This window comes from Streptomyces sp. NPDC058534, from assembly GCF_042717365.1.
In the GTDB taxonomy this organism is placed as follows: domain Bacteria; phylum Actinomycetota; class Actinomycetes; order Streptomycetales; family Streptomycetaceae; genus Streptomyces.
The window spans coordinates 7,732-30,955 of the sequence record NZ_JBHXNW010000039.1 but is presented as its reverse complement, the minus strand read 5'-3'; the positions used below and the strand labels follow the sequence as shown (position 1 = coordinate 30,955).

The following is a 23,224-nucleotide window of genomic DNA, read 5'->3' as shown; positions in this document are numbered from 1 at the left end:
GCCCCGGGGGCCCGCCGGCGCGGGCTCGCCACCTGAATGGTGCTGCCCCCCCGGGGGGGACCTTCGACCGGCGGGCCGCGCGGGCTCCCCCCCCCGCACGGCTCCGGCACCCTCACCGACCCGGCGTTGCTGGAACTGGCGATGCACGAGGCGGCGGCGGCCCTCGCGGGGGAGGAGGGAGGGATATGAGCAGCGCAAGGGGTTGACAAGGTCGACCGGGACTTGATCGCGCTGCGGCGTACGAAGCATCACCAGCTCGGGTTCGCGCTCCAGATGTGCACGGTCCGCTACGTCGGCCTGTTCCTGGAAGACCCTCTCGCGGTGCCGTGGCCGGTGGTCGACCACCTGGCCGCGCAGCTCGGCATCGAGGACTCCTCGCTGGTGAAGCGGTACACCGAGCGGCGGCAGACGCTGTATGGCCACGCGTGGGAGATCCGGGACGCCTACGGCTACCACTCGTACGAAGATCCGGAGTGGGGTCGGCGGTTCCGTACGTTCCTGTACGGGCGGGCGTGGACGCACGCCGAGGGGCCGAAGGCGCTGTTCGACCATGCGGTGGGGTGGCTGCGCCGGCACCGGGTGCTGCTGCCGGGCGTCTCGGCGCTGGCCCGGCAGGTGTCGGAGGCCCGGACGGCAACCGACCCGGACACTCCGGCCCCGGAGCTGCCGGTCGCCCTCGACATGCCAGGCAAGGCCGCCGACTTCCTCCGCTCCACCGAACTGGAACCCGCCGAGCGCGCCACGCTCGACCAGGGCGTGACCGTACGGCGCGGCCAGGGCTACACCCTGCGCGTCACCGCCCTCGCGGGCAACACCCCGTAGCGAGTCGTCCAGGACCCAAGATCATCCCATGGCGGATTTCTGGCGTATCTGTTTCATGCCCCTTCAGTCTCCCTGTCGGCCGCTGCGGCGTGGGCGAGACCGTCAGCCAGTGTGTCGGCGATTGCTACTGCTTCCGCGTGGAGTCTCCGGAGCTGGGCGAGCTGGGCGGTCAGTGTGGTGATGCCGTCGCGTGGCGTCCCTGAGAGCTTTGGATGCTGAGCCGGTTTGTGGGCCTGGTCCGTCACCAAGGCCAAGTGCTCGGTTTGCTTGACGTAGGACGGTTTGATGCGTGCCCGGTCCGTGCCGGCGAGCGAGTGCGGCTCAGCTCGGGGCTCTACCGCACCTCCGGTACTCAGTACTTTCACCTGGCCGCTTGCCAGGGCACGTAGGAACCATCGCATCACGATGGCGAGATCTTCGTTTCCGGCTTCGTCGCCCTTCCGCATCTGCATCGGGATGTAGTCGATGGAGTCGTCTGTTGTCCTTGTATGTACCTCGTCGAGTGAGCTGTGACCCTCGGTGGGCGGGATGGAGAGGACGACTTGGGCCAGATCCTCGTGACTCTCGGATGGGCCTACCCTGTTGACCTCGCACTGCAATTCCAAGCGCGCCCACCTCTCCAGCGGCCGAGCCTCCCGATGCGAACGGTGTTGCGCCCGGACGTCCCGATGATCGTCAGACCCCGGGTCGGCGGTTGGCTGCGACGTCTCGAGAACGCGGCGGGTCCTTCGAGCATGGCTCCGCACGGACCTGCGTTGGTCGGCGTCAGTCATCGGCAGTCCTTCCGTCCCAACAGACCTGCTTGAATAGTCCACTTCGCAGTTCCCATGTTCAGCGGGCCTAATACTCCAGTGCGGTTCTGTGATGTGCTCGCTGGCTGCGTGGGTGAGCCATCGTCGGCACAGGCCGCGGTGGGCTTCGGCATGACGGCGCGGGCCGCGACGGCTCGAAGGATGACGGTGGTCGCGCTTCCGACACGGCCCACCGGACGAGTTGCAGCGAGTACCGCATTCCGATGGTTCAGTGCGCCGGGGAAATGTAGCGTCGCGATCATGGAATCACTGACCGGAACCATCACCGATCAGGCACCGGCGAACCCGGCCGCCACCGATGACATGCTGGCGACTCAGCCGGTCGGTTATTGGTGCGGCCTGACCCATACGACCGTCACCCGGCATCTGCGTGACGCCATGGCCAAGGTCGACGTCACGCAGCCGCAGTACTGGGTACTCAACCGCGTGAACGGCGGGCCCACGGCGCCGAGCCGCGAAGAGGTCGTCACGCAGCTGACGCACCTTGCCGACGGGCCGCACGAAATCGCCAGGGCCATCGACCAGTTGCTCCACCGCGAATGGCTTCGGAACGACGACGGGCAACGCCTGCACCTCACGGATGCCGGGGAGACCGCCAGGGTGCGGCTCCGTGAGCTTGCGACCGAGCTACGCGCCGTGGTCCACCAGGGCATCAGCGACGAAGAGTACGTGGCCGCGCTCAAGGTACTACGCAAGATGGTGGCCAATGTCGAGCGCGACGGGACTCCTGGTAATCCGTCCTGATCTTGCGGTCTCGTGACGGACCCAGCTGGGAACAGGTACGGCCACCGCATGATCATCGGTTGGTGTGTGGACAAACGAAGATCGTTCGGTGGCCGCGGGCCATAGCGTAGACCCTGTCCGCCGGCGGATGATGTTCGACCAGGTCGTGGCCCGGATCGCGGGCCGCTTCGGTCGAATTGAGCCGAGGGCGAGTGCCCGCGCCTATCTGCTCGGGCTGCTCTCGCAAGTAGAGCGGAAGAACTGCTGGCAGTTGGCCGAACGGGCTGGTCACGTCCGGCCGGGGCCGATGCGGCGGCTGCTGCGCTACGCCCGCTGGGACGCCGACGCCGTACCTGGAGGGCCGCTCCATCGCCGCCCTCGCCCGCGACCACGGCGTCAGCCGCGGCGCGATCCGCACCGCCGTCGCCGACCTCCTGCCCGACCGCACCGCCACCACGGAGGACGCCCCCGCCCCGGAACTGCCGGTCACCCTCGACATGCCGGGCAAGGTCGCCGACTTCCTCCGCACCATGGAGCTGGAGCCCGCTGAGCGGGCCGCGCTCGACCAGGGGGTGACCGTACGGCGCGGCCAGGGCTACACCCTGCGGGTCAGCGCCGTTCCTGCCGTGCACCGTCAGCTCCTTGCCCGCTGCCAGCCGCTCGACGGCAGCCAGGGTGGCCCGGCGGCCCCGGCCCGGCGCAAGGCCCGCCGCGAGTACGAGAACCGCGTCGGCACCCTCACGGGCGACACCCCGTAGCGGGCCATCCAGACTCCAAGATCATCCCGGGGCGGGTTTCTGGCGTATCCGGGTCATGCCCCTACAGCGCTGGTGACGAGGTCGAAGAGGTGGTTGGCGCGGGGTGCGAGTGTGGGTTGATCGCCGACCCACGCGAGCATGGCTATCAGGGCGAAGAGGTCATCGCCGTCGATGTCGTTCCGGGCCGCGCCTGTGGCCTGAGCCCGGGTGAGGAGCCGGGCACCGGCTGCGCGCAGGGTGACGCACGAGGCATGCAGGGCGGATTCGGGGTCCTCGATGGCTGCCGCCATCAGTACGGTCACCCCTCGGTACTCGGTTGTCCAGGCGACGCAGTCGCGCACCCATGAGACGAGAGCGTCCTCGGCCGTGTGCGCTGTCTCAAGCTCGCTCGCTCTGGTCGTCAGGTCGCCGAAGCTCGCGTGGAGCAGGCCCTCCAGGAGCGCCTCGCGCGTCGGGAAGTGCCGCAGCAGCGTCGCGAGGCCGACATCGGCTCTGCGCGCGATGTCGCGCATCGACACGTCGATGCCCTGCTCGGCTATGACGGGACCCGCCACGGCGAGCAGATGGTCGCGGTTTCTCTGCGCGTCGACTCGCATCGGTCTCCTTACTTGACCAATCGGTTCACTGATCCATATATTCGGATCAGTGAACCACTTATGTGGTCCACTGATCCGAATAAGCGTATACCGTGCCGTAGGCAGGAGGAACACGATGCCGACCCGCATGATGAAAGCGATCCAGCTGCACGAGTTCGGCGGCCCCGACGTGCTGCGTCACGAGGAGGTCGCAGTTCCCGAACCGGCCCCGGGCGAGGTACTCGTCCGCGTGAGGGCGGTCGGTCTCAACCCGCCCGACTGGTACGTACGCGAGGGCATGCCCGGCATCCCTCCCGAGTTCAGGCCCCCGTTCGACCTGCCCCTGATCCCGGGGACCGACATCTCGGGTGTCGTGGAAGCCGTCGCCGCCGATGTCCCCGGCTTCACGGCCGGGGACGAGGTGGTGGGGCTGCTGCGCTTTCCCGTCCTGATGCAGAGCGGCGCGTACGCCGAGTACGTCACCGCACCCGCATCCGACCTCGCGCCCAAGCCGGCCGCCGTGGACCACACACACGCTGCCGCACTGTCCATGTCGGGGCTGACGGCGTGGCAATACCTGATCGACGTCGGGCACGACCATCCCTCCCCGTTCCAGGAGGCAAGGCACCGCCCCATGGCACTGGGCAGCGACACCACGGTGCTCATCAACGGAGCCGGCGGCGGCGTCGGCCACCTCGCCCTGCAACTGGCCAAGTGGAAGGGAGCCCGCGTCATCGCCGTGGCCTCCGGCACCCACGAGACCTTCCTTCACGGCCTCGGCGCCGACGAATACATCGACTACACCAAGCAGCGCCCCGAGGACATCGTCCGCGACGTCGACCTCGTCCTGGACACCGTCGGGGGCCCCGACAGCCGACGCTTCCTGCCCACTCTCAAGCGCGGCGGCGCACTGTACCCGGTGTACTTCGGAGAGTTCGACGACGAGGAGAACGCGAGGCTGGGCATCACCGTATCCGGCACGCAGGTACGAGCGAACGGCGCTCAGCTCGCGGAATTGGGACGCCTGATGGACGCGGGCACGATCCGCGTCGCCATCGACAGCACGTTCGCGCTCGCAGACGCCCAAGCAGCACACAAGCGCGCCGCCCAGGGGCACATCCAAGGCAAGATCGTGCTCACGGTCCCTTAAGGCTGGTCGGCGGGCCGGGGACGAGAAAAATCCAGTGCGGCTTTCTCACTCCCCGGCTGCCCGAAGTTCACCCGTCGTCGGTGGCGTGTTTGTCGCGCAGGGGCCGCAGACCGCCGGGCAGGTCGGGAGCTGGAAGGAGTACCGACCCAGCATCTCCTTATCTGGACACCTTCGAGTGATGCCAGAACCGGCGCCGTGGCGGGGGCGGTACAGGGCTCGTTACACCATCCGAGTGCAGGCTGGGGAGGCCGGTGTGCGGGTGGTCAAGGAACGCGATGGCGGTGTCGTTCGCCGGGTACGGCTGGTCGACGGTGATGGTGAGCCGGTCGCGTCGGCCTGCCGGTTCCTGGATCATCTGGTGGACCGGGGTTTCTCGCCGCACACGATCTGCGCGTACGCGTGCGACCTGCGGCGGCTGTTCACCTTCCTTGCTGCTGAGGGCATGGACTGGCGCCAGTTCCGGGGCCCGGATGCCTTGCGGCTGCTGGCGTTCCTACGGCGGGCACCGTCGCGCCGACCCGCCCAGCGACTCGGCCTGACGGTCGTGGTCGGCGGCTCGGAGGCACCGGGCAGCCTGCTCGCGCCGGTGACGGTGAACCGGATCCTGGCTGCTGTCTCCAGCTTCTACGACTGGGCGGTGGTCGCCGAGGAGTATGACGGCGATTCCCCGATGCAGATGCGCCTTGATCCGGCTCTCGCCCGGGTGCCGGACCGGCGCCAACCGTTCATGGGTCGCGCGAGCCGTCAGCAGCCCACCCGCCGCACGGTGACGGTCAAGCAGCCGCGGCGGCTGCCGCGCCCGGTGGACGAGGCGGTGCTGGAGAAGTTCATCGGCAGCTTGAAGCGGCTGCGGGACCTGGCGGTGTTCCTGCTGATGCTGGATGGCGGGCTGCGGCCGGGCGAGGTGCTGTCGCTGCACCTGGACGACATCTCCTACGGCCGCCGTCGGGTGACGGTCCGCAAGCGGGACGACCACCCGCGCGGGGTCCGCGGCAAGTCCCGCACCGAACGGGCCGTGGACCTGCACGAGGCTCGCACTCTGGACGCGGTCAGCCGCTATGTGATGCACGAGCGCCCGCTCGACGCGACCAGCCCGTTCGTGTTCCTGGTCGGCGGCAAGGGCACCCGCCGGCTGGAGCCGCTGGGCTACGACGCGGTGGTGCGGCTGTTCGCGCGGCCGGACCTGCGCGGCCTGATGACGTGGTCGATCAACTGGGACCGGTTCGGGAACTGGGAGTTCCAGAGGAACTTCGACGCCTACTTCGGCTGACCGCCCCCGGGGTGCGGCGGACCACCCGCCACACCCCGGCCAGCAGCACCGCCCCCAGGCACCAGCTGGCCACCACGTCCAGCGGCCAGTGGTAGCCCCGGCGCACCAGCCCGTAGGAGGCGCCCAGGACGAGGAGCGCACAGATGGCGACCAGTGCACGGCGTACGGCCGGCGCACGCAGCGCGCCGAACAGCAGCAGCGTCGCCGCGCCGTACGCGACGAGCGCCGTGGCGGTGTGACCGGAGGGGTAGTAGCCGACGGCCGGCGGCACCGCCGGAGTGCCGGGGCGGTCGGTCCACGCCTTCAGCGGCGCCACCAGAGCCGGCACCAGGACCATCGCCAGGGCGCCTACCAGCGGCGGCAGCCACCACCGGTCCACACCGCGCGCCCGCCCGTGCCACCCGACGTACGCCAGCGCGACGACGAGGACGGGCACGGCGACCTGCACGTTGCCGAGGTCGGACAGCAGCTCGGAGAGGCGGTCCGGGTGGACGAGCGCCCGGCTCAGCCGTTCGTCCACGCCGACCAGCGGGCCGTCGGCGACGACCTGCCAGGTGATCAGCGCGAAGAGGAGGACGGGGAGCCCGAGCAGCAGCATGGCGCACAGCTTGGCAAACACACCGAAGGGCCGGCACAAGGGGGGGAGTGTGCCGGCCCTTCGGTGAACCGCCGTCCCGGGTGCCGAGGCGGCCGTCCTGACCGGAACGCCGCGCGCCCCGGGGGGTTTGGGGCGGGCGACCGTCCGATCGGTGAGGACCCGGAACCCACGGGTTCCGGTTGTGTGCGCGAGGCACGACCAGGTCGAAGCTGGGGAAGCGTCGGCCTGAGATCCGCCCACAGTCCCCTGTGGGCGGGGTGTATCTCTCATCTGCGTAGAACCTACGGCAGGGGGTGCGCTCAGGACAGGGGCATCGGGGTCCTGCCATCCACCCCGCACACCTTCTTCACACGCTCTGCCGCTCCCCACGCCGGGCGTGCGAAACGCAGCTCAGACGCGCGTTCGGGCGCTCGCGCAGACGCGCGTTCTACAGGCGCGCGAAGCCCTGCTCGATGATGTCGAGGCCCTCGTTCAGCAGGTCGTCGCCGATCACCAGCGGCGGCAGGAAACGCAGCACGTTGCCGTAGGTGCCACAGGTCAGGACCAGCAGGCCCTCGGCGTGGCAGGCCTTGGCGAGCGCGGCGGTCGCCTCCGGGTCCGGCTCCTTGGTGGCGCGGTCCTTGACCAGCTCCACGGCGATCATCGCGCCGCGGCCCCGGACGTCGCCGATGACGTCGAACTTCTCGGCGATGGCGGTGAGGCGGGACTTCATGACCGCCTCGATGTGCTTGGCCCGGGCGTTGAGGTCCAGCTCCTTCATCGTCTCGATGGCACCGAGCGCGCCGGCGCAGGCCACCGGGTTGCCGCCGTAGGTGCCGCCGAGGCCGCCGGAGTGCGCGGCGTCCATGATCTCGGCGCGGCCGGTGACCGCGGCGAGCGGCAGGCCGCCCGCGATGCCCTTGGCGGTCGTGATCAGGTCCGGGACGATGCCCTCGTCCTCGCAGGCGAACCACTGGCCGGTGCGGCAGAAGCCGGACTGGATCTCGTCGGCGACGAAGACGATGCCGTTGTCCCGGGCGAACTCGCTGACGGCCGGCAGGAAGCCCTTGGCCGGCTCGATGAAGCCGCCCTCGCCGAGCACCGGCTCGATGATGATCGCCGCCACGTTCTCCGCGCCTACCTGCTTGCTGATCTGGTCGATCGCCTGGGCGGCGGCCTCCGGACCGGCGTTCTCCGGACCGGTCGGCCAGCGGTAGCCGTAGGCGACCGGTACGCGGTACACCTCGGGCGCGAAGGGCCCGAAGCCGTGCTTGTACGGCATGTTCTTCGCGGTCAGCGCCATCGTCAGGTTGGTCCGGCCGTGGTAGCCGTGGTCGAAGACGACGACCGCCTGCCGCTTGGTGTACGCACGGGCGATCTTGACGGCGTTCTCGACGGCCTCGGCGCCGCTGTTGAACAGCGCCGACTTCTTGGCGTGGTCGCCCGGCGTCAGCTCGGCCAGCGCCTCGGCGACGGCGACGTAGCCCTCGTAGGGCGTCACCATGAAACAGGTGTGCGTGAAGTCGGCGAGCTGCGCGGCGGCCTTGCGCACCACGGCCTCGGCGGAGGCGCCGACCGAGGTGACGGCGATGCCGGAACCGAAGTCGATCAGGCGGTTGCCGTCGACGTCCTCGATGATGCCGCCGCCGGCGCGCGCCGTGAAGACGGGCAGTACGGAGCCCACACCCTGCGCGACCACGGCCGTGCGCCGGGCCTGCAGCTCCTGCGACTTCGGGCCGGGGATGGCGGTGACGACGCGGCGCTCCTGCGGAAGTGCGGTCATGAGGGCTCCTGGGGTCTTGCGGGATCTTGCGGACTCTTGCCTTCTTTTCTCGCAGGCTAGGACCGGTGGGGTGGGGTGGGCATGCTCCATGTGGGCGTTGTCCGTGGTGTCGGTTGTCCGTCCTGGACATGTGTTGGACATACGACGGGTACGGCGACATCGGGACACGTCGGGGCGGGCCCGGCCGCGTATGCGGTGAACTCCCCTTGGGAGGGCGTTAGATTGGCTCGCTGATGGTGGACGGAGCGGCTGGTCAGGGGGCAAGGGCGATGGACAGCGACGGGAACCGGGACGCGCGGGGTACGCATGCGAATCCTGTGCCGCGTCCGGCGGGGCCTCCCGAGGTGCCCGCGGAGGCGCCCGGGGTGCCGCCGCGACCCTCCCGGGCACCCGGGATGCCGGGCGTGCCGCCGCTGCCCGACGGCTCCGCGTTCCTGTCCTGGCTGCGCACCCCGCGACCGGAGACGCTGCCCGGCGTGTGGCGGTTCGGACACCGGCCGCGGCCGCAGGAGGAGCCCGAGCGGGTGCCGGGACGGCAGCTGGTGAGCGGCGCGGTGATCGCCTTCCTGGTCGGCTGGCTGATCTGGTCCCTGCTGTGGAACGGCTACCTGGGCGGCTGGTGGCTGCTGCCCCTGTACGCGATGATCCCGGACTCCTGGGCCGAGCCGCACAGCTTCGGCTCGGTCGTGGCCGTCTACGCCTACTACGCCCTGATCGCCGGCATCATCATGGTCGGCGTCGGCCGGCTCGGCCGCTGGGACGAGATCTGGCGGCGTTACGGCCCGCCCGCCTGGCGCCCCGCCACCCAGGCCGCCGGACCCCCGCCCGCCCCCGAGGAGGACCCCGCCGCCTGGCCCGCGCTCCGCGCCGCCGGCGCGGTCGAAGCCGCCGAGCGGCTCGCCACCGAAGCGCGCCAGGGGCTGATGCGGGACGTCGACCACGCCCGCATCGCGCGGGCCTGGCAGGGCGTGCAGCGCGGCCGGCACAGCCTGGCCACCTTCACCGGCGCGGTGCTCGGCGCGGGCGCCGGCGCCTGCCCGCACCCCTCGGGCGACCGCGACCTGCCCGCCCGGCGGGCCCGGCACGACCTGGTCACCGGACAGGTGCGCATCGGCACCGCCGCCGACGACGCCCGCAACCCCTACGCCTACCGCGGCACCGGCCTCGCCCTCGGCCCCGACCTGCTCGGCACCTCCCTGCTGGCCGTCGGCCCGGCGGGCTCCGGCAAGACCGGCAGCGTGGTCCGGCCGCTCACCGAGTCGCTGTGCCTGCACGCGCTCGCCGGGCGGGCCGCGGTCGTCGTGGTCGGCGCCGCCGGCGCGGACCTCGGCCCCGCCGACGCCTACGACGTCGTCGTACGGATCGGACACCCGGACTCCGTGTACGACCTCGACCTGTACGGCGGCACCACCGACCCGGACGAGGCCGCGGTCGTGCTCGCCGAAGCCCTGGCCGGCGACCTCGCCGACCCGCATCCGGGCAGCGACACCCGCCGCTCCACCACCGTCCTCGCCCAGCTGCTCGGCCCCTTCCGCGCGGTGCACGGCCGCTTCCCCGGCGTACCGGAGCTGCGGCAACTGCTCGACGGGACACCCGGACCGCTGGCCGAACTGCGGCAGGGCCTGCGGGCGGCGGGGCAGGAGTCCCTGCTGCGCGAGCTGGACGCGCGCGAGCGGCAGCTGGGCCACCCCGGAGACGTGGGCGGAGTGCTGGCCGACCGGGTGGCGCTTCTCGACCGGCCGGCCTTCGCGCCCTTCTTCGACACCTCGGGGCAGTCCCGGCCCTTCTCCCTCAAGGCCCTCGACCACCCGGTGCGGGTCCGCATCGACCTGCCGGAACGCGGTCACGCCGACGCCTCCCGGATGCTGGCACGGCTGGTCCTCGCCCAGTTCACGGCGAGCGTCTCGGTACGGGAGGACCGGTCGCTGTTCGCCTGCCTGGTGCTGGACGACGCGAGCGGGGTGGTGACACCGGAGGCGGTACGGGGCGTGCAGCGGCTGCGCTCGGCGGGCGCCGGCGCCGTGCTGACCCTGCGCACCCTGGACGACGTACCGCGACCGCTGCGCGGGCCGCTGCTCGGAGCCATCGGCTGCCGCATGGCACTGTCCGGGCTCACCCCCTGGGACGGCCAGGACTTCGCCGAGGTGTGGGGCAAGGAGTGGACCGAGGCCCGCGACGTCACCGACCGGCAGATCATCGCCGAGACCCCGGCGGGCAAGGCCGCGCACATGCTGCGCCGGGTGATCACCGGGAAGGCGCCCACCGCGCGGGCGGTCACCGTCCGGCAGGTCGAGCGTGAGCGCTGGTCGGCGTCCGAGCTGGCGCACGCCGTGCCGGCCGGGCACGCGGTGCTGTCGCTGACCACCGTCAAGGGCGAGCACGCGCCGCCGCTGCTGGTGGACCTGCGCGGGTGACCGTCCGGGCCGGGCGCCCGGGGACCGTACAGTGAGGCAGAATCGACACAGGTCGTTCATACGCGGCGGCCAAAAGATCACAGGCACCTCACACCACTGACACGGATCCGAAGGCCCAGGACCCCATGCGCCCCACGCTCGCCTCGCTCGTCCACCACTCGGCGCTCAAACTGACCGTACGCGCGGGCGAGGACCGTCTGGACACCCCGGTGCGCTGGGCCCACGTCAGCGAACTCGCCGACCCCGTGCCCTACATGGAGGGCGGGGAACTGCTGCTGATCACCGCCCTCAAGCTGGACGCCGAGGACCCCGAGGCGATGCACCGGTACGTCAAGCGATTGGCGGACGCCGGAGTGGTCGGCCTCGGATTCGCCGTCGGCGTCAACTACGACGACATCCCCGGCGCACTGGTCGACGCGGCCCGGCAGGAGGGCCTGCCGCTCCTGGAGGTGCCCCGCCGCACGCCCTTCCTCGCCATCAGCAAGGCCGTGTCCGCCGCGATCGCCGCCGACCAGTACCGGGCCGTCACCGCCGGCTTCGCCGCCCAGCGGGAGCTGACCAGGCGGGCGCTGACCGACGGTCCGGAGGGGCTGCTGGCCGCGCTCGCCGCACAGGTCGACGGGTGGGCGGCGCTGTACGACGCCTCGGGCGCCGTCGTCGCCACGGCGCCCGATTGGGCGGGGCGCAGGGCCGGCCGGCTCACCGCCGACGTGCGGCGGCTGCGCGAGCGGCCCGCGCCCGCCTCCGCCGTGGTCGGCGGGGCCGAGGACCCCGAGCAGCCCGAGCACCCCGATCACACGGACCGGGTCGAACTGCACTCCCTCGGCACCTCCCGCAGGCCCCGCTCCGCCCTCGCCGTCGGCACCGCCGCCGCCCTCGGCACCGCCGAGCGGTACGCCGTGCACTCGGCCGTCGCCCTGCTGACACTCACCACGGAACGCTCGCGCTCCCTGCACGAGGCCGCACTGCGCATCGACGAGGCCGTGCTGCGCATGCTGCTGGCCGGCGAACCGGACCACGCGCGGACGGTCGCCGGGGACCTGTACGGCGGCCTGCTGGACGCGCCCTTCCGGATCATCGTCGCCGAGTCGGCGCCGGCGTCCGCCGCGCGGGCACACGGGCGCGGGCCCGCCGCGGGCACCGGCGGCGACCGGCTGGGCGCGCTCGCCGAGGTCGTGGAGTCCGCGGCGGCCCGTGCCGGGGAGGCGGTGCTGGCCGTCCCCGAGGGCGGGCGGCTGGTGGTGCTCGCCACGGACGGGGGCGCGGCCGTCGCCGCCTGCGTCGAGTACGCGTCGGCGCTGGAGTCCGGCCGTCCGGCGCCGGACCCGGCGGGCGGTGACGAGGACGGCCTGACCGTCGGCCTGTCGGCGCCGTCCGGGCCCATCGCCGCGTCCGCCGCCTACAAGCAGGCCGAGCAGGCCCTGTCGGTGGCCCGCCGGCGCGGACGCGTCTGCGTGGAGCACGAACACCTGGCGGCCGGATCGGTGCTGCCGCTGCTCGCGGACGACGCGGTGCGCGCCTTCGCCGACGGCCTGCTCCGGGCGCTGCGCGACCACGACGCGACCGGCCGGGGCGACCTGGTGGCGTCCCTGCGCGCGTGGCTCTCCCGCCACGGCCAGTGGGACGCGGCCGCGGCCGACCTCGGCGTCCACCGCCACACGCTGCGCTACCGGATGCGGCGCGTGGAGGAGATCCTCGGCCGGTCCCTGGACGACCCGGACGTACGGATGGAGCTGTGGTTGGCGCTGAAGGCGACGTCGGCCGAGTAAGCCCGTCCGGCGTTTGAGGACGAGGCCGTCCAGGCCGAAGCGGGGGTCTGGGGGCGGCAGCCCCCAGGTTCGGGACGGGAAGGGGCGGCGGGGCGAAAACCCTCTCTCCCGCACCCCACCTGGCCGCTACGTCGAACAACCCACGCCCACCACTACACCCCGGACAAACGCCCCCCACCGCCCCCCGCCCTACCGTGGACCCCGCACCCCCGTACACACCCCCAACGCGGAAGGGCCGGGACTCGACAATGACTTCCACCCATGCCTTCTGGCTCGCCGGCCGCCAGGCCACCGGCAAGGCCGCCTTCGACGTCACGTCCCCCTGGGACGGCAGCCGGGTCGGCGCGGTGAGCGTGCCGACCGATGCCCAGGTCGAGGAGGCCGTGGCCGCCGCGTACGCCGTACGGGACGAGTTCGCCGCCACCCCCGCCCACGTCCGCGCCGCCGCGCTGGACCACGTCAGCCGCCGGCTGGCCGAGCGCACCGAGGAGATCGCCCGCCTGATCTCCGCCGAGAACGGCAAGCCGGTCAAGTGGGCCCGCGGCGAGGTCGGCCGCGCGGTCTCCGTCTTCCGCTTCGCGGCCGAGGAGGCCCGCCGCTTCAACGGCGGCGAGGCCCAGCGCCTGGACACCGACGCCGGCGGTCAGGGCCGGCTCGCGCTGACCCGCCGCTTCCCGAAGGGCGTCGTCCTGGGCATCGCGCCCTTCAACTTCCCCCTCAACCTCTGCGCGCACAAGATCGCCCCCGCGATCGCCGCGGGCGCGCCGATCATCCTCAAGCCGGCCCCGGCCACCCCCCTCTCCGGCCTGGTCCTCGGCGAGCTGCTGGCCGAGACCGAGCTGCCGGCCGGCTCCTGGAGCATCCTCCCGGTGCCCAACGACCGCATGCCGGCCCTCGTCCAGGACGAGCGGCTGCCGGTCATCTCCTTCACCGGCTCCGAGACCGTCGGCTACGCGATCATGGACTCGGTGCCGCGCAAGCACTGCACCCTGGAGCTGGGCGGCAACGGCGCGGCCGTGGTCCTCGGCGACTGGGCGAGCGACGCCGACCTGGACCGGGCCGCGCAGCGCATCGCGGCCTTCTCCAACTACCAGGGCGGCCAGTCCTGCATCTCGGTGCAGCGCGTGATCGCCGACGCCGCCGTGTACGACCGCCTGCTGCCGCGCGTCGTCGCCGCCGTCGAGGCCCAGGTGACCGGCGACCCGAACGACGACGCGACGGACGTCGGCCCGCTGGTCAGCGAGGCCGCCGCCGAGCGCGTCGAGGCGTGGGTGCGGGAAGCCGTCGACGCGGGCGCCACGCTGCACACCGGCGGCAAGCGCGACGGCGCCTCGTACGCCCCGACCGTGCTCACCGGCCTGCCGGCCGACGTCACGCTCGCCCGCGAGGAGGTCTTCGGCCCGGTGCTCAGCGTGCAGAAGGCCGACGGCGAGGCCGAGGCGTTCGCCGCCGTCAACGACTCCAAGTACGGCCTCCAGGCGGGCGTGTTCACCCACGACCTCCAGACCGCCTTCCGCGCCCACCGCGCCCTGGAGGTCGGCGGCGTCGTCATCGGCGACGTCCCCTCCTACCGGGCCGACCAGATGCCGTACGGCGGTGCCAAGCAGTCCGGCGTGGGCCGCGAGGGCGTCCGGTTCGCGATGGACGACTACACCTACGAGCGCGTGCTGGTCCTGACGGACCTCGCTCTCTGAGGCACCCCTGGAAGACCGGCGGCCCGAACCCACTGTGCGGGGGTTCGGGCCGCCGGTGCGTGCAGGCTCCGGCCTACCCGGCGTCGAGCTGGTGGTCGGCCCACACGTAGGTCTCCGGCAGCAACTCGGCGACGGGAACGGCCCGCAGACGGTCGCCGCCGCCGACGAACACCCTGAGCGCGGGGAAGTAGTCGAGCAGCACCTGACGGCACCGCCCGCACGGCGGGACGACACCCCGCTCCCGGTCGCCCACGGCGACGATCGTGTCCAGCTCGTAGGCGCCCTGGGCCGCAGCCGCGCCGACGACGACCAGCTCGGCGCAGGGGCCGCCGGTGAAGTGGTAGGCGTTGACCGCCGTGACGATCCGGCCGTCCCGGGCGCGGGCGGCGGCCGCCATGGTGTGGTTGTCGCCCCGGCAGCGGGTGCGGGCGACGTCCGTCGCGGCCTCGACGAGTTCGTGGTCGACGGGGTGGGTCTGCGCGGTCATCCTCTTCGCCTTCCTCTGGTGTCCGCCGACGGTGCCCCCGGACGCCGCGCACGCGCAAGCGGATACGGCGACGCGCGTTTGGCGATGCGCGGCCGTCGGGTCAGTCCCGGCCCGGCACCGCCCCCGGCCGGGCCGCGGCTTCGATGCCGAGCAGGTCGAGCAGCGTCGTGTGGGCGTGGTCCCAGGTCCATTCGGCACGCACCCACTCTCGGCCCCTGCCGCCCATCGCGCGGGCCTCGGCGGGGTTGCGCAGCAGTCTGATCAGCCGGTCCGCCGTCGCGGCCACCGAGCGCCCGTCGACGACATGCCCCGTCCGGCCGTCGCGCACGGCGTCCGGCGCGCCGCCCGAGTCGCCCGCCACGACCGGGAGTCCGGCCGCGGCGGCCTCCAGGTACACGATGCCCAGCCCTTCCACCTCCAGGCCGCCCCTGCGGGTACGGCACGGCATCGCGAAGACGTCGGCGGCGGCGTAGAACGGCGGGAGCGTGTGGTGGGGGTGCCCGTCGGCCAGTACGACCGCGTCCATGACGCCCTCGCGCAGGGCGAGTCGACGCAGTTCGGGCGCGTACGGGCCGTCGCCCACGAGGAGCAGTACGGCGTCCGGGACCGCCCTGCGGACCCAGGGCATGGCCTTGATCAGCGTGTCCTGCCCTTTGCGCGGGACCATCCTGGCCGTGCACAGGATCACCGGACGGTGCCCCAGGCCGTACCGGGTCCTGACCGGCCCGCCGTCCACCGCGGGGTGGAAGGCGTCGGTGTCCACGCCGGGGGCCAGGCGGGCGGTGCGGGTCCCGGGCGCGAGGGCCGCCTCGACGGGCCCGCGGGTGCTCTCGCCCAGCCAGGTCACCGTGTCCACCCGCGTGCCGATGCGGCGCAGCAGGCCCCGGGTGCCGGGCGTGTGGGCCCACCACACCTCGTGGCCGTGGGTGGTGGCGACGGCGGTACGGATCCCCGCCGTACGCCTCAGCCGGTCCGCCATCAGCCCGAGGGGCGCCGCCGCGCCGAACCACACCCGGTCGCAGCCGTACCGCCGGGCCACGGACGCGGCGTGCGCGGTGGCGCGGGGCGTGGGCAGCAGGGTGCGGGCCCGGTGGCGGATCACCGGGTACGGGAAGGGGGCGCCGTCCCGCGCCGGGTCCGCCGCCGAGGTGAGGACGACCACCTCGTCGGGCGGGAAGCGGTCGGCCAGTTCCCGGACGAAGGTCTCGATGCCGCCCTGCCGGGGCGGGAAGTCGTTGGTGACGATCAGCGTGCGGGGGCGGTTTCCGCCGCGGGAGTCGCGTGTCATGCGGGGGCCTTCTCTCCGGTGGGGGCGGGCTCCCGGGCGGGGACGACAGGGATCACGCGCGGCGGTGTGCGCAGCGCCAGCGCCCCGAGGACCAGCGGATACACCAGGTAGCCGAAGCGGGTCGCCGGCATCAGGGCCGTCGCCAGGCCCAGACCGAGCGCGAGCCGCGCGGCCGCCGCCCGCACCGTTCCCGGCGGACGCAGCGCGAGCGAGAGGGCGATCAGCAGCGCGCCCGTCGCGAGGAGCGCGAGGGCGATCGCCGTGCCGCCGGGGACGTACGACGCGAGCAGGTGTCCGGGCAGTGGACTCCCGGCGGGGGAGACGGCCGCGGTGAGGCCGAGCGGGAAGGCGACGACGTTGCGGTGGAAGCCGGCGGGGTCGGCGAGCGCGAAGGGCAGTACCGCCGCCATCGCGGTGCCCAGACCCACGGCAGCGCACCGCAGCGCGGACCGCCCGCCCCGGCTCACGGCGATGAGCGCGAGCGCCACCGGCAGCGCGGGCCAGGCCGTCCACTTGAGCGCTGCGGCGGCCCCGAGCGCCAGACCGGCCAGGCCCGCCCGCCCCCGCCCGGCCAGCGCGACGCCGAGGCACATCAGCCCGGCCACCGGCAGGTCGACACCGCCCACCGCGAACGGCAGCGCCACCAACGGGCAGGCGAACAGCCGGGCGCGGACCAGGCCGACGGCGGCGAGGCAGGCGACGAACGCGCCCCCCAGCCACCAGCGGGCGTCCCCGGGCAGCACGCCGAAGAGCGCCATCCCCGGCAGATAGGGGTTGAAGTCGCCGACGGCCACGGGGGCGGAGACGTACGGGCTCCCGGTCGTCAGCAGCAGCTGCCCCGACCGTTCGACGACGGTGACCTCCGACTGCGCGAGCCCCGCCGCCACCAGACCGGCGAGCGGTACCAGGACGGCCCCCAGCACGGCGACGGCACGGGCCGCGCGGCGCGGCCGGGAACCGGACGACAGCAGCGCCGCGAGCGCGTACCCGGCCCCCGCCGTCCACCCCCACACCCGGTGCGTGCCCACGTCCGAGGCGAGCGCGAAGCCCGGCGCGACCACCGCGCACCCGGCCCACGCACAGCGCTCCAGTCGCCCCGCGGAGTACGTCGCGACCCGCTGTCCAAGACTCTTCCCCATGTCCGCCGACGCTACGAACGCGCAGCTCGCACGGCGTCAACCGAGGCTCCGCACCTGGGACTCAACCCGTGGTACGACATCCGCCGCCGGACTCCACCCGAGCGGTGACGCGCGGCCCCGCCCCGGCCGGGATCATGGGCCGCATGAGTGTGCCGCTGCAGCGGCGGGTCCGCGACTGGATCGCCGCACCCGCCTACCCCTGGGTCACCGGTGCCGTCGTGACCGCCGGAGCGGTCGCCGAGCTGATCGTCATCCCCGCGGGCGTGACGACCACGGTCGGGGTGCTCGTCTCGGCCGCCTCACTGATGTGGCGGCGCTCCTTCCCGCCGATCGCCGTGCTCACCGTGGCCGCGGGACTCCTCGGCTTCGCCGGCGACATCAACCTGTACGTCTCGATCATGGTGAGCGGACTGATCGGCTGCTACTGCCTCGGCCGGCGCCGGGTGCTGCACCCGGCGCTGACCGTCGCGGGCGGCGCGCTCGGCGCCCTCTGCGTGAACCTGGTGCACATCAACACCTGGTCGCGGATGGACCTGCCGGTGCCGGCGCTGTGGGAGAAGGGCTCGCTCAGCCTGTTCGCAGAGTCGTTCCTGCTGACGGTGGTCGTCTTCGGCGCCGTCATGATGGGTGACGCGGTGCGCTCCCGCGAGGAGACCCGCACCGAACGGCACCTGGCCCAGGCCCGCATGATCGCGATGGAGCGGCAGCAGGCCGCCGAGGCCGAACGGGCCGCCATCGCCCGTGAACTGCACGACATCGTCTCGCACTCGGTGTCGATGATCGCCGTCCAGGCCGAGAGCGCCACCTACACCACCCCCGGACTCACCCCCGAGGCCCGCGACGGCTTCCAGCAGATCGCCGCCACCGCCCGCTCCTCGATGGCCGAACTGCGCCGCCTGCTCGGCGTGTTGCGCACCCCCCAGAGTAACCCCCAGGGCGAAGCGGCCCTCACCGCACCGCAGCCGACCCTCGACCACCTCGCCGAACTGGTCGAGCAGCACCGGGCGGTGGGCGGCGTGGCCGAGCTGCGGATCACCGGGGAGCGGGTGACGCTGCCCGCCGCATGGGAACTGTCCGCCTACCGGATCACCCAGGAGGCGCTGACCAACACACGCAAGCACGCGCCCGGTGCCCGTACCGTGGTGGAGGTCGACTACGGCGCCGGCCGGCTCTTCACCCTCCGCGTCCGCGACGACGGCCCCGGCTGCGGCGCCGGCTCCGGTCCCGGCGCGGGGCACGGTCTGACCGGGATGCGGGAGCGGGCGGCCCTGGTCGGGGGGCGGCTCAGCGCCGGGGCGGGCCCGGACGGCGGGTTCCTGGTGGAGGCTGAGCTTCCGTGGGGGAGCGGGTGAACCCGGTGGCAGGAGAGAGGGGAACGGGTGTGATCAGGGCACTGGTCGCCGACGACCAGGCGGTCGTCCGCACCGGCTTCGTGAACCTCCTGGGCACCCAGGAGGACATCGAGGTCGTCGGCGAGGCGGCGGACGGGGTTCAGGCGGTCCGGGTGGCCGCCGAGACCCGGCCCGACCTCGCTCTCCTCGACATCCGTATGCCGCACCGGAACGGCATCGAGGCGGCCCGCGAGATCCTGGCCGCCTCCGGCGGCACGACGAAGGTCCTGATGCTGACGACCTTCGGTCTCGACGAGTACGTGTACGACGCCCTCGCCGCCGGGGCGGGCGGCTTCCTGCTCAAGGACGCCACCTTCCCCGAACTGCTGCACGCGGTCCGGGTGGTGGCGGCCGGCGACGCGCTGCTCTCGCCCGGCATCACCAAGCGGCTGATCGCCGAGTTCGTCCACGCGCGCGGGTCCCGGCTGCCGGTCCACGCGGCCGGTGACCTCACCGTCCGGGAGACGGAGGTGCTGACCCTGATCGCGCGGGGCCTGTCCAACGCGGAGATCGCGGGCCGCCTCACCATCACCGACCACACCGTGAAGACCCACATCAACCGGGTGTTCGCGAAGCTGGAACTGCGCGACCGGGCCCAGGCCGTGATCGTGGCCTACGAACTGGGCCTGGTCCGGGCGGGCGGCGGACCCTCAGCCGGAGAAGCCGACGTGCGCGAGCCGCACTGAGCCGCGCAGCCTGACCCGGACGTCATGGACGCCCCTGGCGGTGAACGCGCCGTCGAGGTCCACGTAGTCGTACGGTCCACATCTGGGGCTCCGGCGCCGGCGGCCAGTGCGTCTGGGCCAACTCCGGCACCAACTGGGGCGCCTGGGCCGACCACCCCGCCACGGGCGGCATCAAGTCCTACCCCAACGCCAGAAGGTGATCAACAAGCCGATCACATCCCTCGGCCCGCTCGGCAGCCCACAGGGTTCCGTCGCCCTCGGCGGCCACTCCTGGAACGTCTACAAGGGCAGCAACGGCGCCAACGAGGTCTTCTCGTTCCTGCGCACCTCGGACTCCGGCTCCGGCACGGTCGATATCCTGCCGATCCTGAAGTGGATCAAGGACACCAAGGGCTGGATGGGCGACGAGACCATCGGTGACGTGCAGTGCGGCTACGAGATCACCTCGTCCGCCGGCGGCCTCGACTTCATCACCAACAACCTGACGGTCAGCGGCGGCTGACCCACCGCACCCCGGCCCGGGGGCCGGCCCCCGCGCTCACGACCGCGCGGGCGCCGGTCCCGAGCTGGCCCGGACGGTCAGCTCCGGCGCGAGCAGCACGACCTCGTCGCTCCCGCGTCCGTCGAGCTTGGCGATCAGCTGCTGCACGGCCTGCCGGCCCATCTCCTGCGCGGGCAGGGCGACCGAGGTGAGCCGCACCGAGGCATGGGTGGCGACCTGCTCCGGGCAGACCGCGACCACCGACACGTCCTCGGGCACCGCACGGCCCTGCCGGCGCAGCAGCGAGAGCAGCGGCTCGATGGCCGACTCGTTCTGGACGACGAAGCCCGTGGTGTCCGGACGTTCGTCGAAGACCCGGGCGAGGGTCGCGGCCATCGCGTCGTACCCGCCCTCGCAGGGCCGGTGCAGCAGCCGCAGGCCCAGCTCCCGTGCCCGGGCGCGCAGCCCGTCGAGGGTGCGTTCGGCGAAGCCGGTGTGCCGTTCGTAGACCGCCGGGGCCTCGCCGATGACGGCGATGTCGCGGTGGCCCAGCCGCGCCAGATGCTCCACGCACAGCGCGCCGGTTGCCCCGAAGTCGAGGTCGACGCAGGTCAGCCCTTCGGTGTCGGCCGGCAGACCGATCAGCACCGACGGCCGGTCGGTGCCCCGCAGCAGGGGCAGCCGTTCGTCGTCCAGCTCGACGTCCATCACGATCATCGCGTCGGCCAGCCCGCTGCCGGTGACGCGGCGCACCGCGTCGGGGCCCTCCTCGCCGGTGAGCAGCAGGACGTCGTACCCGTGGGTGCGCGCGGTCGTGGCGACGGCGATGGCGATCTCCATCATCACCGGCACGTACATGTCCCTGCGCAGTGGGATCATGAGCGCGATGATGTTCGACCTGCTGCTGGCCAGGGCACGGGCGCCGGCGTTCGGGTGGTAGCCGAGCGTGCGGATGCTCTCCTCGACCCGCTGCCGGGTGGTGGTGGAGATGGACCGCTTGCCGCTGAGGACATAGCTCACCGTGCTCGCGGAGACTCCGGCGTGCTGGGCGACCTCGGCGAGGGTGACCATCCAGCTCTCCAAGTATTGTGAAGCGCTTCGACAGCGCGCGGGGTGGACAGGTGCGGGGGAGGGTGGTTCGACAGTAGCCCCCGGCGGGGATGGGTGTCCATAGTCTGTCGAAGCGCTTCGATAGCGTACTCCTCCGCTTTTCCACTCCGGGCGTCCCGCCGCGGTATCGGCCGAACGGCCGCACGAAGGGTGGTGAGGTCGCCCCGGATCGGGTACATACGATCGGGTAGCACCGACTAGTAACGTACGTCCGCAAGTTCGCGCAGGACGAATCGTTGAGGTGAGCCTCATGTCCGCAGCAACCACCCCCTCCTCCCGGCCCACGGTCACCGAGCGTGAGGCCCGCCAGGTCGCCGAGGCGGCCCGCGAACAGGACTGGCGCAAGCCCAGCTTCGCCAAGGAGCTGTTCCTCGGCCGCTTCCGCCTCGACCTCATCCACCCCCACCCGTTGCCGGCCGACGACGACGTCCAGCGCGGCGAGGAGTTCCTCGCCAAGCTGCGCGACTTCTGCGAGACGAAGATCGACGGATCCGTGATCGAGCGCGACGCGCGCATCCCGGACGAGGTGATCACGGGGCTGAAGGAGCTGGGCGCCTTCGGCATGAAGATCGACACCAAGTACGGCGGTCTCGGCCTGACCCAGGTCTACTACAACAAGGCCCTCGCCCTGGTCGGATCCGCGAACCCGGCGATCGGCGCGCTGCTCTCCGCCCACCAGTCGATCGGCGTGCCCCAGCCGCTGAAGATGTTCGGCACCCAGGAGCAGAAGGACACGTTCCTGCCGCGCTGCGCCCGCACCGACATCTCGGCGTTCCTGCTGACCGAGCCGGACGTCGGCTCCGACCCGGCCCGGCTGGCCACCACCGCCGTCCGGGACGGCGACGACTACGTCCTCGACGGCGTGAAGCTCTGGACGACCAACGGCGTCGTCGCCGATCTGCTCGTCGTGATGGCCCGCGTCCCGAAGTCCGAGGGCCACAAGGGCGGCATCACCGCCTTCGTCGTCGAGGCCGCCTCCGAGGGCGTCACGGTCGAGAACCGCAACGCCTTCATGGGCCTGCGCGGCCTGGAGAACGGCGTCACCCGCTTCCACCAGGTGCGCGTCCCCGCCGCCAACCGCATCGGCCCCGAGGGCGCCGGCCTCAAGATCGCCCTCACCACCCTCAACACCGGCCGCCTCTCGCTGCCCGCCATGTGCGTCGGCGCCGGCAAGTGGTGCCTGAAGATCGCCCGCGAGTGGTCGGCGGTGCGTGAGCAGTGGGGCAAGCCGGTCGCGCTGCACGAGGCGGTCGGCTCGAAGATCTCCTTCATCGCGACGACCACCTTCGCGCTGGAGGCGGTCCTCGACCTCTCCTCCCAGATGGCCGACGAGGACCGCAACGACATCCGCATCGAGGCGGCTCTCGCCAAGCTCTACGGCTCCGAGATGGCCTGTCTGATGGCCGACGAGCTGGTCCAGATCCGCGGCGGCCGCGGCTTCGAGACCGCGGCCTCCCTGGAGGCGCGGGGCGAGCGGGCCGTGCCCGCCGAGCAGATCCTGCGCGACCTGCGCATCAACCGCATCTTCGAGGGCTCCACCGAGATCATGCACCTGCTGATCGCGCGGGAGGCCGTCGACGCCCACCTCTCGGTCGCCGGCGACCTGATCGACCCCGACAAGACCCTGGCCGACAAGGCGAAGGCGGGCGCGCAGGCCGGCGTCTTCTACGCCAAGTGGCTGCCGAAGCTCGTCGCCGGACCGGGCCAGCTCCCGCGCTCCTACGCCGACTTCCACCCCTCCGGCCACCCCGACCTCGCCGCCCACCTGCGCTACGTCGAACGCACCGCCCGCAAACTGGCCCGCTCCACCTTCTACGCCATGTCCCGCTGGCAGGGCCGGATGGAGACCAAACAGGGCTTCCTGGGCCGGATCGTCGACATCGGCGCGGAGCTGTTCGCGATGAGCGCCGCCTGCGTCCGCGCCGAACACCTGCGCGCCGCCGACGAACACGGCCGCGAGGCCTACCAGCTCGCCGACGCCTTCTGCCGCCAGTCCCGGATCCGCGTCGAGGAACTCTTCGGCCGCCTCTGGAGCAACACCGACGACCTGGACCACAAGGTCGTCAAGGGCGTGCTGGGCGGCGCGTACGAGTGGCTCGAACAGGGCATCGTCGACCCGTCGGGCAACGGCCCCTGGATCGCGGACGCCGCACCCGGTGCTTCCCAACGGGAGAACGTCCACCGCCCCATCCGCTGAGCGAAGCAGCCGCGGGGCGGGGGCCCCGGCGCGGGCCCCCCCCCCCGCCCCCCCCCCCCCCCCCCCGGCCGGGGGGCCGCGCTGCACCCCGTCGGCGG

Annotated in this window: 18 protein-coding genes and 2 pseudogenes; 12 read left to right on the top strand and 8 right to left on the bottom strand. The window is 72.6% G+C overall.

The window, feature by feature from the left end:
- Positions 1 to 201 precede the first annotated feature (201 nt).
- Positions 202 to 738: pseudogene (locus ACFWR9_RS23525) on the top strand (DUF4158 domain-containing protein); the annotation flags it as partial.
- A gap of 137 nt (positions 739 to 875) precedes the next feature.
- On the opposite strand, the gene ACFWR9_RS23520 reads toward ACFWR9_RS23525, so the two are convergent.
- Positions 876 to 1,427 carry a hypothetical protein gene (locus tag ACFWR9_RS23520; RefSeq protein ID WP_383845364.1) on the bottom strand — a complete coding sequence of 184 codons (552 nt, stop codon included), beginning with the start codon at positions 1,425 to 1,427 and terminating at the stop codon, positions 876 to 878.
- Positions 1,428 to 1,874: 447 nt separating this feature from the next.
- Here ACFWR9_RS23520 and ACFWR9_RS23515 point away from each other — a divergent pair, with 447 nt between their 5' ends.
- Both ACFWR9_RS23515 and ACFWR9_RS23510 read left to right on the top strand, forming a co-directional pair.
- Positions 1,875 to 2,378 carry a MarR family winged helix-turn-helix transcriptional regulator gene (locus ACFWR9_RS23515; RefSeq protein WP_383845362.1) on the top strand — a complete coding sequence of 168 codons (504 nt, stop codon included), beginning with the start codon at positions 1,875 to 1,877 and terminating at the stop codon, positions 2,376 to 2,378.
- A gap of 476 nt (positions 2,379 to 2,854) precedes the next feature.
- Entirely contained in the window at positions 2,855 to 3,115 is a 261-nt protein-coding gene (locus tag ACFWR9_RS23510; protein WP_383845360.1) for a hypothetical protein, read from the top strand.
- Positions 3,116 to 3,168: 53 nt separating this feature from the next.
- Here ACFWR9_RS23510 and ACFWR9_RS23505 read toward each other — a convergent pair whose 3' ends face one another.
- Positions 3,169 to 3,711 (bottom strand): TetR/AcrR family transcriptional regulator, encoded by a 543-nt coding sequence (locus tag ACFWR9_RS23505; RefSeq protein WP_383845358.1) that lies wholly within the window; start codon positions 3,709 to 3,711, stop codon positions 3,169 to 3,171.
- A 115-nt stretch (positions 3,712 to 3,826) separates the two neighbouring features.
- Here ACFWR9_RS23505 and ACFWR9_RS23500 point away from each other — a divergent pair, with 115 nt between their 5' ends.
- Together ACFWR9_RS23500 and ACFWR9_RS23495 are read left to right on the top strand one after the other, a co-directional pair.
- Positions 3,827 to 4,840 carry an NADP-dependent oxidoreductase gene (locus ACFWR9_RS23500; protein WP_383845356.1) on the top strand — a complete coding sequence of 338 codons (1,014 nt, stop codon included), beginning with the start codon at positions 3,827 to 3,829 and terminating at the stop codon, positions 4,838 to 4,840.
- A gap of 232 nt (positions 4,841 to 5,072) precedes the next feature.
- A complete protein-coding gene (locus ACFWR9_RS23495; RefSeq protein WP_383845354.1) occupies positions 5,073 to 6,110 on the top strand; it encodes a site-specific integrase in 1,038 nt (345 codons plus the stop codon).
- Here the strand turns inward: ACFWR9_RS23495 and ACFWR9_RS23490 are convergent.
- Complete coding sequence (locus tag ACFWR9_RS23490) at positions 6,049 to 6,708, bottom strand: phosphatase PAP2 family protein (RefSeq protein ID WP_383845352.1); 660 nt, start codon at positions 6,706 to 6,708, stop codon at positions 6,049 to 6,051. The two genes, ACFWR9_RS23495 and ACFWR9_RS23490, sit on opposite strands and share 62 nt — an antisense overlap.
- A 427-nt stretch (positions 6,709 to 7,135) precedes the next feature.
- Positions 7,136 to 8,470, bottom strand: a complete 1,335-nt coding sequence (gene gabT, locus ACFWR9_RS23485; protein ID WP_383845350.1) for a 4-aminobutyrate--2-oxoglutarate transaminase — start codon at positions 8,468 to 8,470, stop codon at positions 7,136 to 7,138.
- Between the two features lie 269 nt (positions 8,471 to 8,739).
- Between gabT and ACFWR9_RS23480 the strand changes: the two genes are divergently transcribed.
- From ACFWR9_RS23480 to ACFWR9_RS23470, 3 genes are all read left to right on the top strand, one after another.
- Positions 8,740 to 10,884: an ATP-binding protein gene (locus ACFWR9_RS23480; protein ID WP_383845348.1), complete on the top strand. Its 2,145-nt coding sequence runs from the start codon at positions 8,740 to 8,742 to the stop codon at positions 10,882 to 10,884.
- A 125-nt stretch (positions 10,885 to 11,009) separates the two neighbouring features.
- On the top strand, positions 11,010 to 12,653 hold the full coding sequence (locus ACFWR9_RS23475) for a PucR family transcriptional regulator (protein ID WP_383845346.1): 1,644 nt from the start codon (positions 11,010 to 11,012) through the stop codon (positions 12,651 to 12,653).
- Between the two features lie 248 nt (positions 12,654 to 12,901).
- Positions 12,902 to 14,347, top strand: a complete 1,446-nt coding sequence (locus ACFWR9_RS23470; protein ID WP_383845344.1) for an aldehyde dehydrogenase family protein — start codon at positions 12,902 to 12,904, stop codon at positions 14,345 to 14,347.
- A 73-nt stretch (positions 14,348 to 14,420) separates the two neighbouring features.
- On the opposite strand, the gene ACFWR9_RS23465 is transcribed toward ACFWR9_RS23470, so the two are convergent.
- From ACFWR9_RS23465 to ACFWR9_RS23455, 3 genes are all read right to left on the bottom strand, one after another.
- Complete coding sequence (locus ACFWR9_RS23465; protein WP_383845342.1) at positions 14,421 to 14,834, bottom strand: cytidine deaminase; 414 nt, start codon at positions 14,832 to 14,834, stop codon at positions 14,421 to 14,423.
- Positions 14,835 to 14,934: 100 nt separating this feature from the next.
- Positions 14,935 to 16,122 (bottom strand): glycosyltransferase family 4 protein, encoded by a 1,188-nt coding sequence (locus ACFWR9_RS23460; protein ID WP_383845340.1) that lies wholly within the window; start codon positions 16,120 to 16,122, stop codon positions 14,935 to 14,937.
- Entirely contained in the window at positions 16,119 to 17,261 is a 1,143-nt protein-coding gene (locus ACFWR9_RS23455) for a hypothetical protein (RefSeq protein WP_383845338.1), read from the bottom strand. The genes ACFWR9_RS23460 and ACFWR9_RS23455 overlap by 4 nt, the downstream gene beginning before the upstream one ends.
- Before the next feature lie 143 nt (positions 17,262 to 17,404).
- Between ACFWR9_RS23455 and ACFWR9_RS23450 the strand changes: the two genes are divergently transcribed.
- From ACFWR9_RS23450 to ACFWR9_RS23440, 3 genes and pseudogenes are all read left to right on the top strand, one after another.
- Positions 17,405 to 18,613: a sensor histidine kinase gene (locus ACFWR9_RS23450; RefSeq protein WP_383845336.1), complete on the top strand. Its 1,209-nt coding sequence runs from the start codon at positions 17,405 to 17,407 to the stop codon at positions 18,611 to 18,613.
- A 29-nt stretch (positions 18,614 to 18,642) separates the two neighbouring features.
- Entirely contained in the window at positions 18,643 to 19,338 is a 696-nt protein-coding gene (locus tag ACFWR9_RS23445; protein WP_383845334.1) for a response regulator, read from the top strand.
- 77 nt (positions 19,339 to 19,415) lie between these two features.
- Positions 19,416 to 19,840, top strand: a pseudogene (locus ACFWR9_RS23440) (hypothetical protein); the annotation flags it as partial.
- A 36-nt stretch (positions 19,841 to 19,876) separates the two neighbouring features.
- On the opposite strand, the gene ACFWR9_RS23435 reads toward ACFWR9_RS23440, so the two are convergent.
- Entirely contained in the window at positions 19,877 to 20,890 is a 1,014-nt protein-coding gene (locus tag ACFWR9_RS23435; RefSeq protein ID WP_383845332.1) for a LacI family DNA-binding transcriptional regulator, read from the bottom strand.
- A gap of 289 nt (positions 20,891 to 21,179) precedes the next feature.
- Here ACFWR9_RS23435 and ACFWR9_RS23430 point away from each other — a divergent pair, with 289 nt between their 5' ends.
- Positions 21,180 to 23,126 (top strand): acyl-CoA dehydrogenase family protein, encoded by a 1,947-nt coding sequence (locus ACFWR9_RS23430; protein ID WP_383845330.1) that lies wholly within the window; start codon positions 21,180 to 21,182, stop codon positions 23,124 to 23,126.
- Positions 23,127 to 23,224: the final 98 nt, after the last annotated feature.

Coding starts and splice junctions, on each gene's coding strand:
- ACFWR9_RS23435 (WP_383845332.1), bottom strand. CDS start 20,890: ATGGTCACCCTCGCCGAGGTCGCCCAGCACGCCGGAGTCTCCGCGAGC.
- ACFWR9_RS23490 (WP_383845352.1), bottom strand. CDS start 6,708: ATGCTGCTGCTCGGGCTCCCCGTCCTCCTCTTCGCGCTGATCACCTGG.
- gabT (WP_383845350.1), bottom strand. CDS start 8,470: ATGACCGCACTTCCGCAGGAGCGCCGCGTCGTCACCGCCATCCCCGGC.
- ACFWR9_RS23475 (WP_383845346.1), top strand. CDS start 11,010: ATGCGCCCCACGCTCGCCTCGCTCGTCCACCACTCGGCGCTCAAACTG.
- ACFWR9_RS23430 (WP_383845330.1), top strand. CDS start 21,180: ATGTCCGCAGCAACCACCCCCTCCTCCCGGCCCACGGTCACCGAGCGT.
- ACFWR9_RS23510 (WP_383845360.1), top strand. CDS start 2,855: ATGCCGGGCAAGGTCGCCGACTTCCTCCGCACCATGGAGCTGGAGCCC.
- ACFWR9_RS23450 (WP_383845336.1), top strand. CDS start 17,405: ATGAGTGTGCCGCTGCAGCGGCGGGTCCGCGACTGGATCGCCGCACCC.
- ACFWR9_RS23460 (WP_383845340.1), bottom strand. CDS start 16,122: ATGACACGCGACTCCCGCGGCGGAAACCGCCCCCGCACGCTGATCGTC.
- ACFWR9_RS23500 (WP_383845356.1), top strand. CDS start 3,827: ATGCCGACCCGCATGATGAAAGCGATCCAGCTGCACGAGTTCGGCGGC.
- ACFWR9_RS23515 (WP_383845362.1), top strand. CDS start 1,875: ATGGAATCACTGACCGGAACCATCACCGATCAGGCACCGGCGAACCCG.
- ACFWR9_RS23480 (WP_383845348.1), top strand. CDS start 8,740: ATGGACAGCGACGGGAACCGGGACGCGCGGGGTACGCATGCGAATCCT.
- ACFWR9_RS23470 (WP_383845344.1), top strand. CDS start 12,902: ATGACTTCCACCCATGCCTTCTGGCTCGCCGGCCGCCAGGCCACCGGC.
- ACFWR9_RS23455 (WP_383845338.1), bottom strand. CDS start 17,261: ATGGGGAAGAGTCTTGGACAGCGGGTCGCGACGTACTCCGCGGGGCGA.
- ACFWR9_RS23505 (WP_383845358.1), bottom strand. CDS start 3,711: ATGCGAGTCGACGCGCAGAGAAACCGCGACCATCTGCTCGCCGTGGCG.
- ACFWR9_RS23465 (WP_383845342.1), bottom strand. CDS start 14,834: ATGACCGCGCAGACCCACCCCGTCGACCACGAACTCGTCGAGGCCGCG.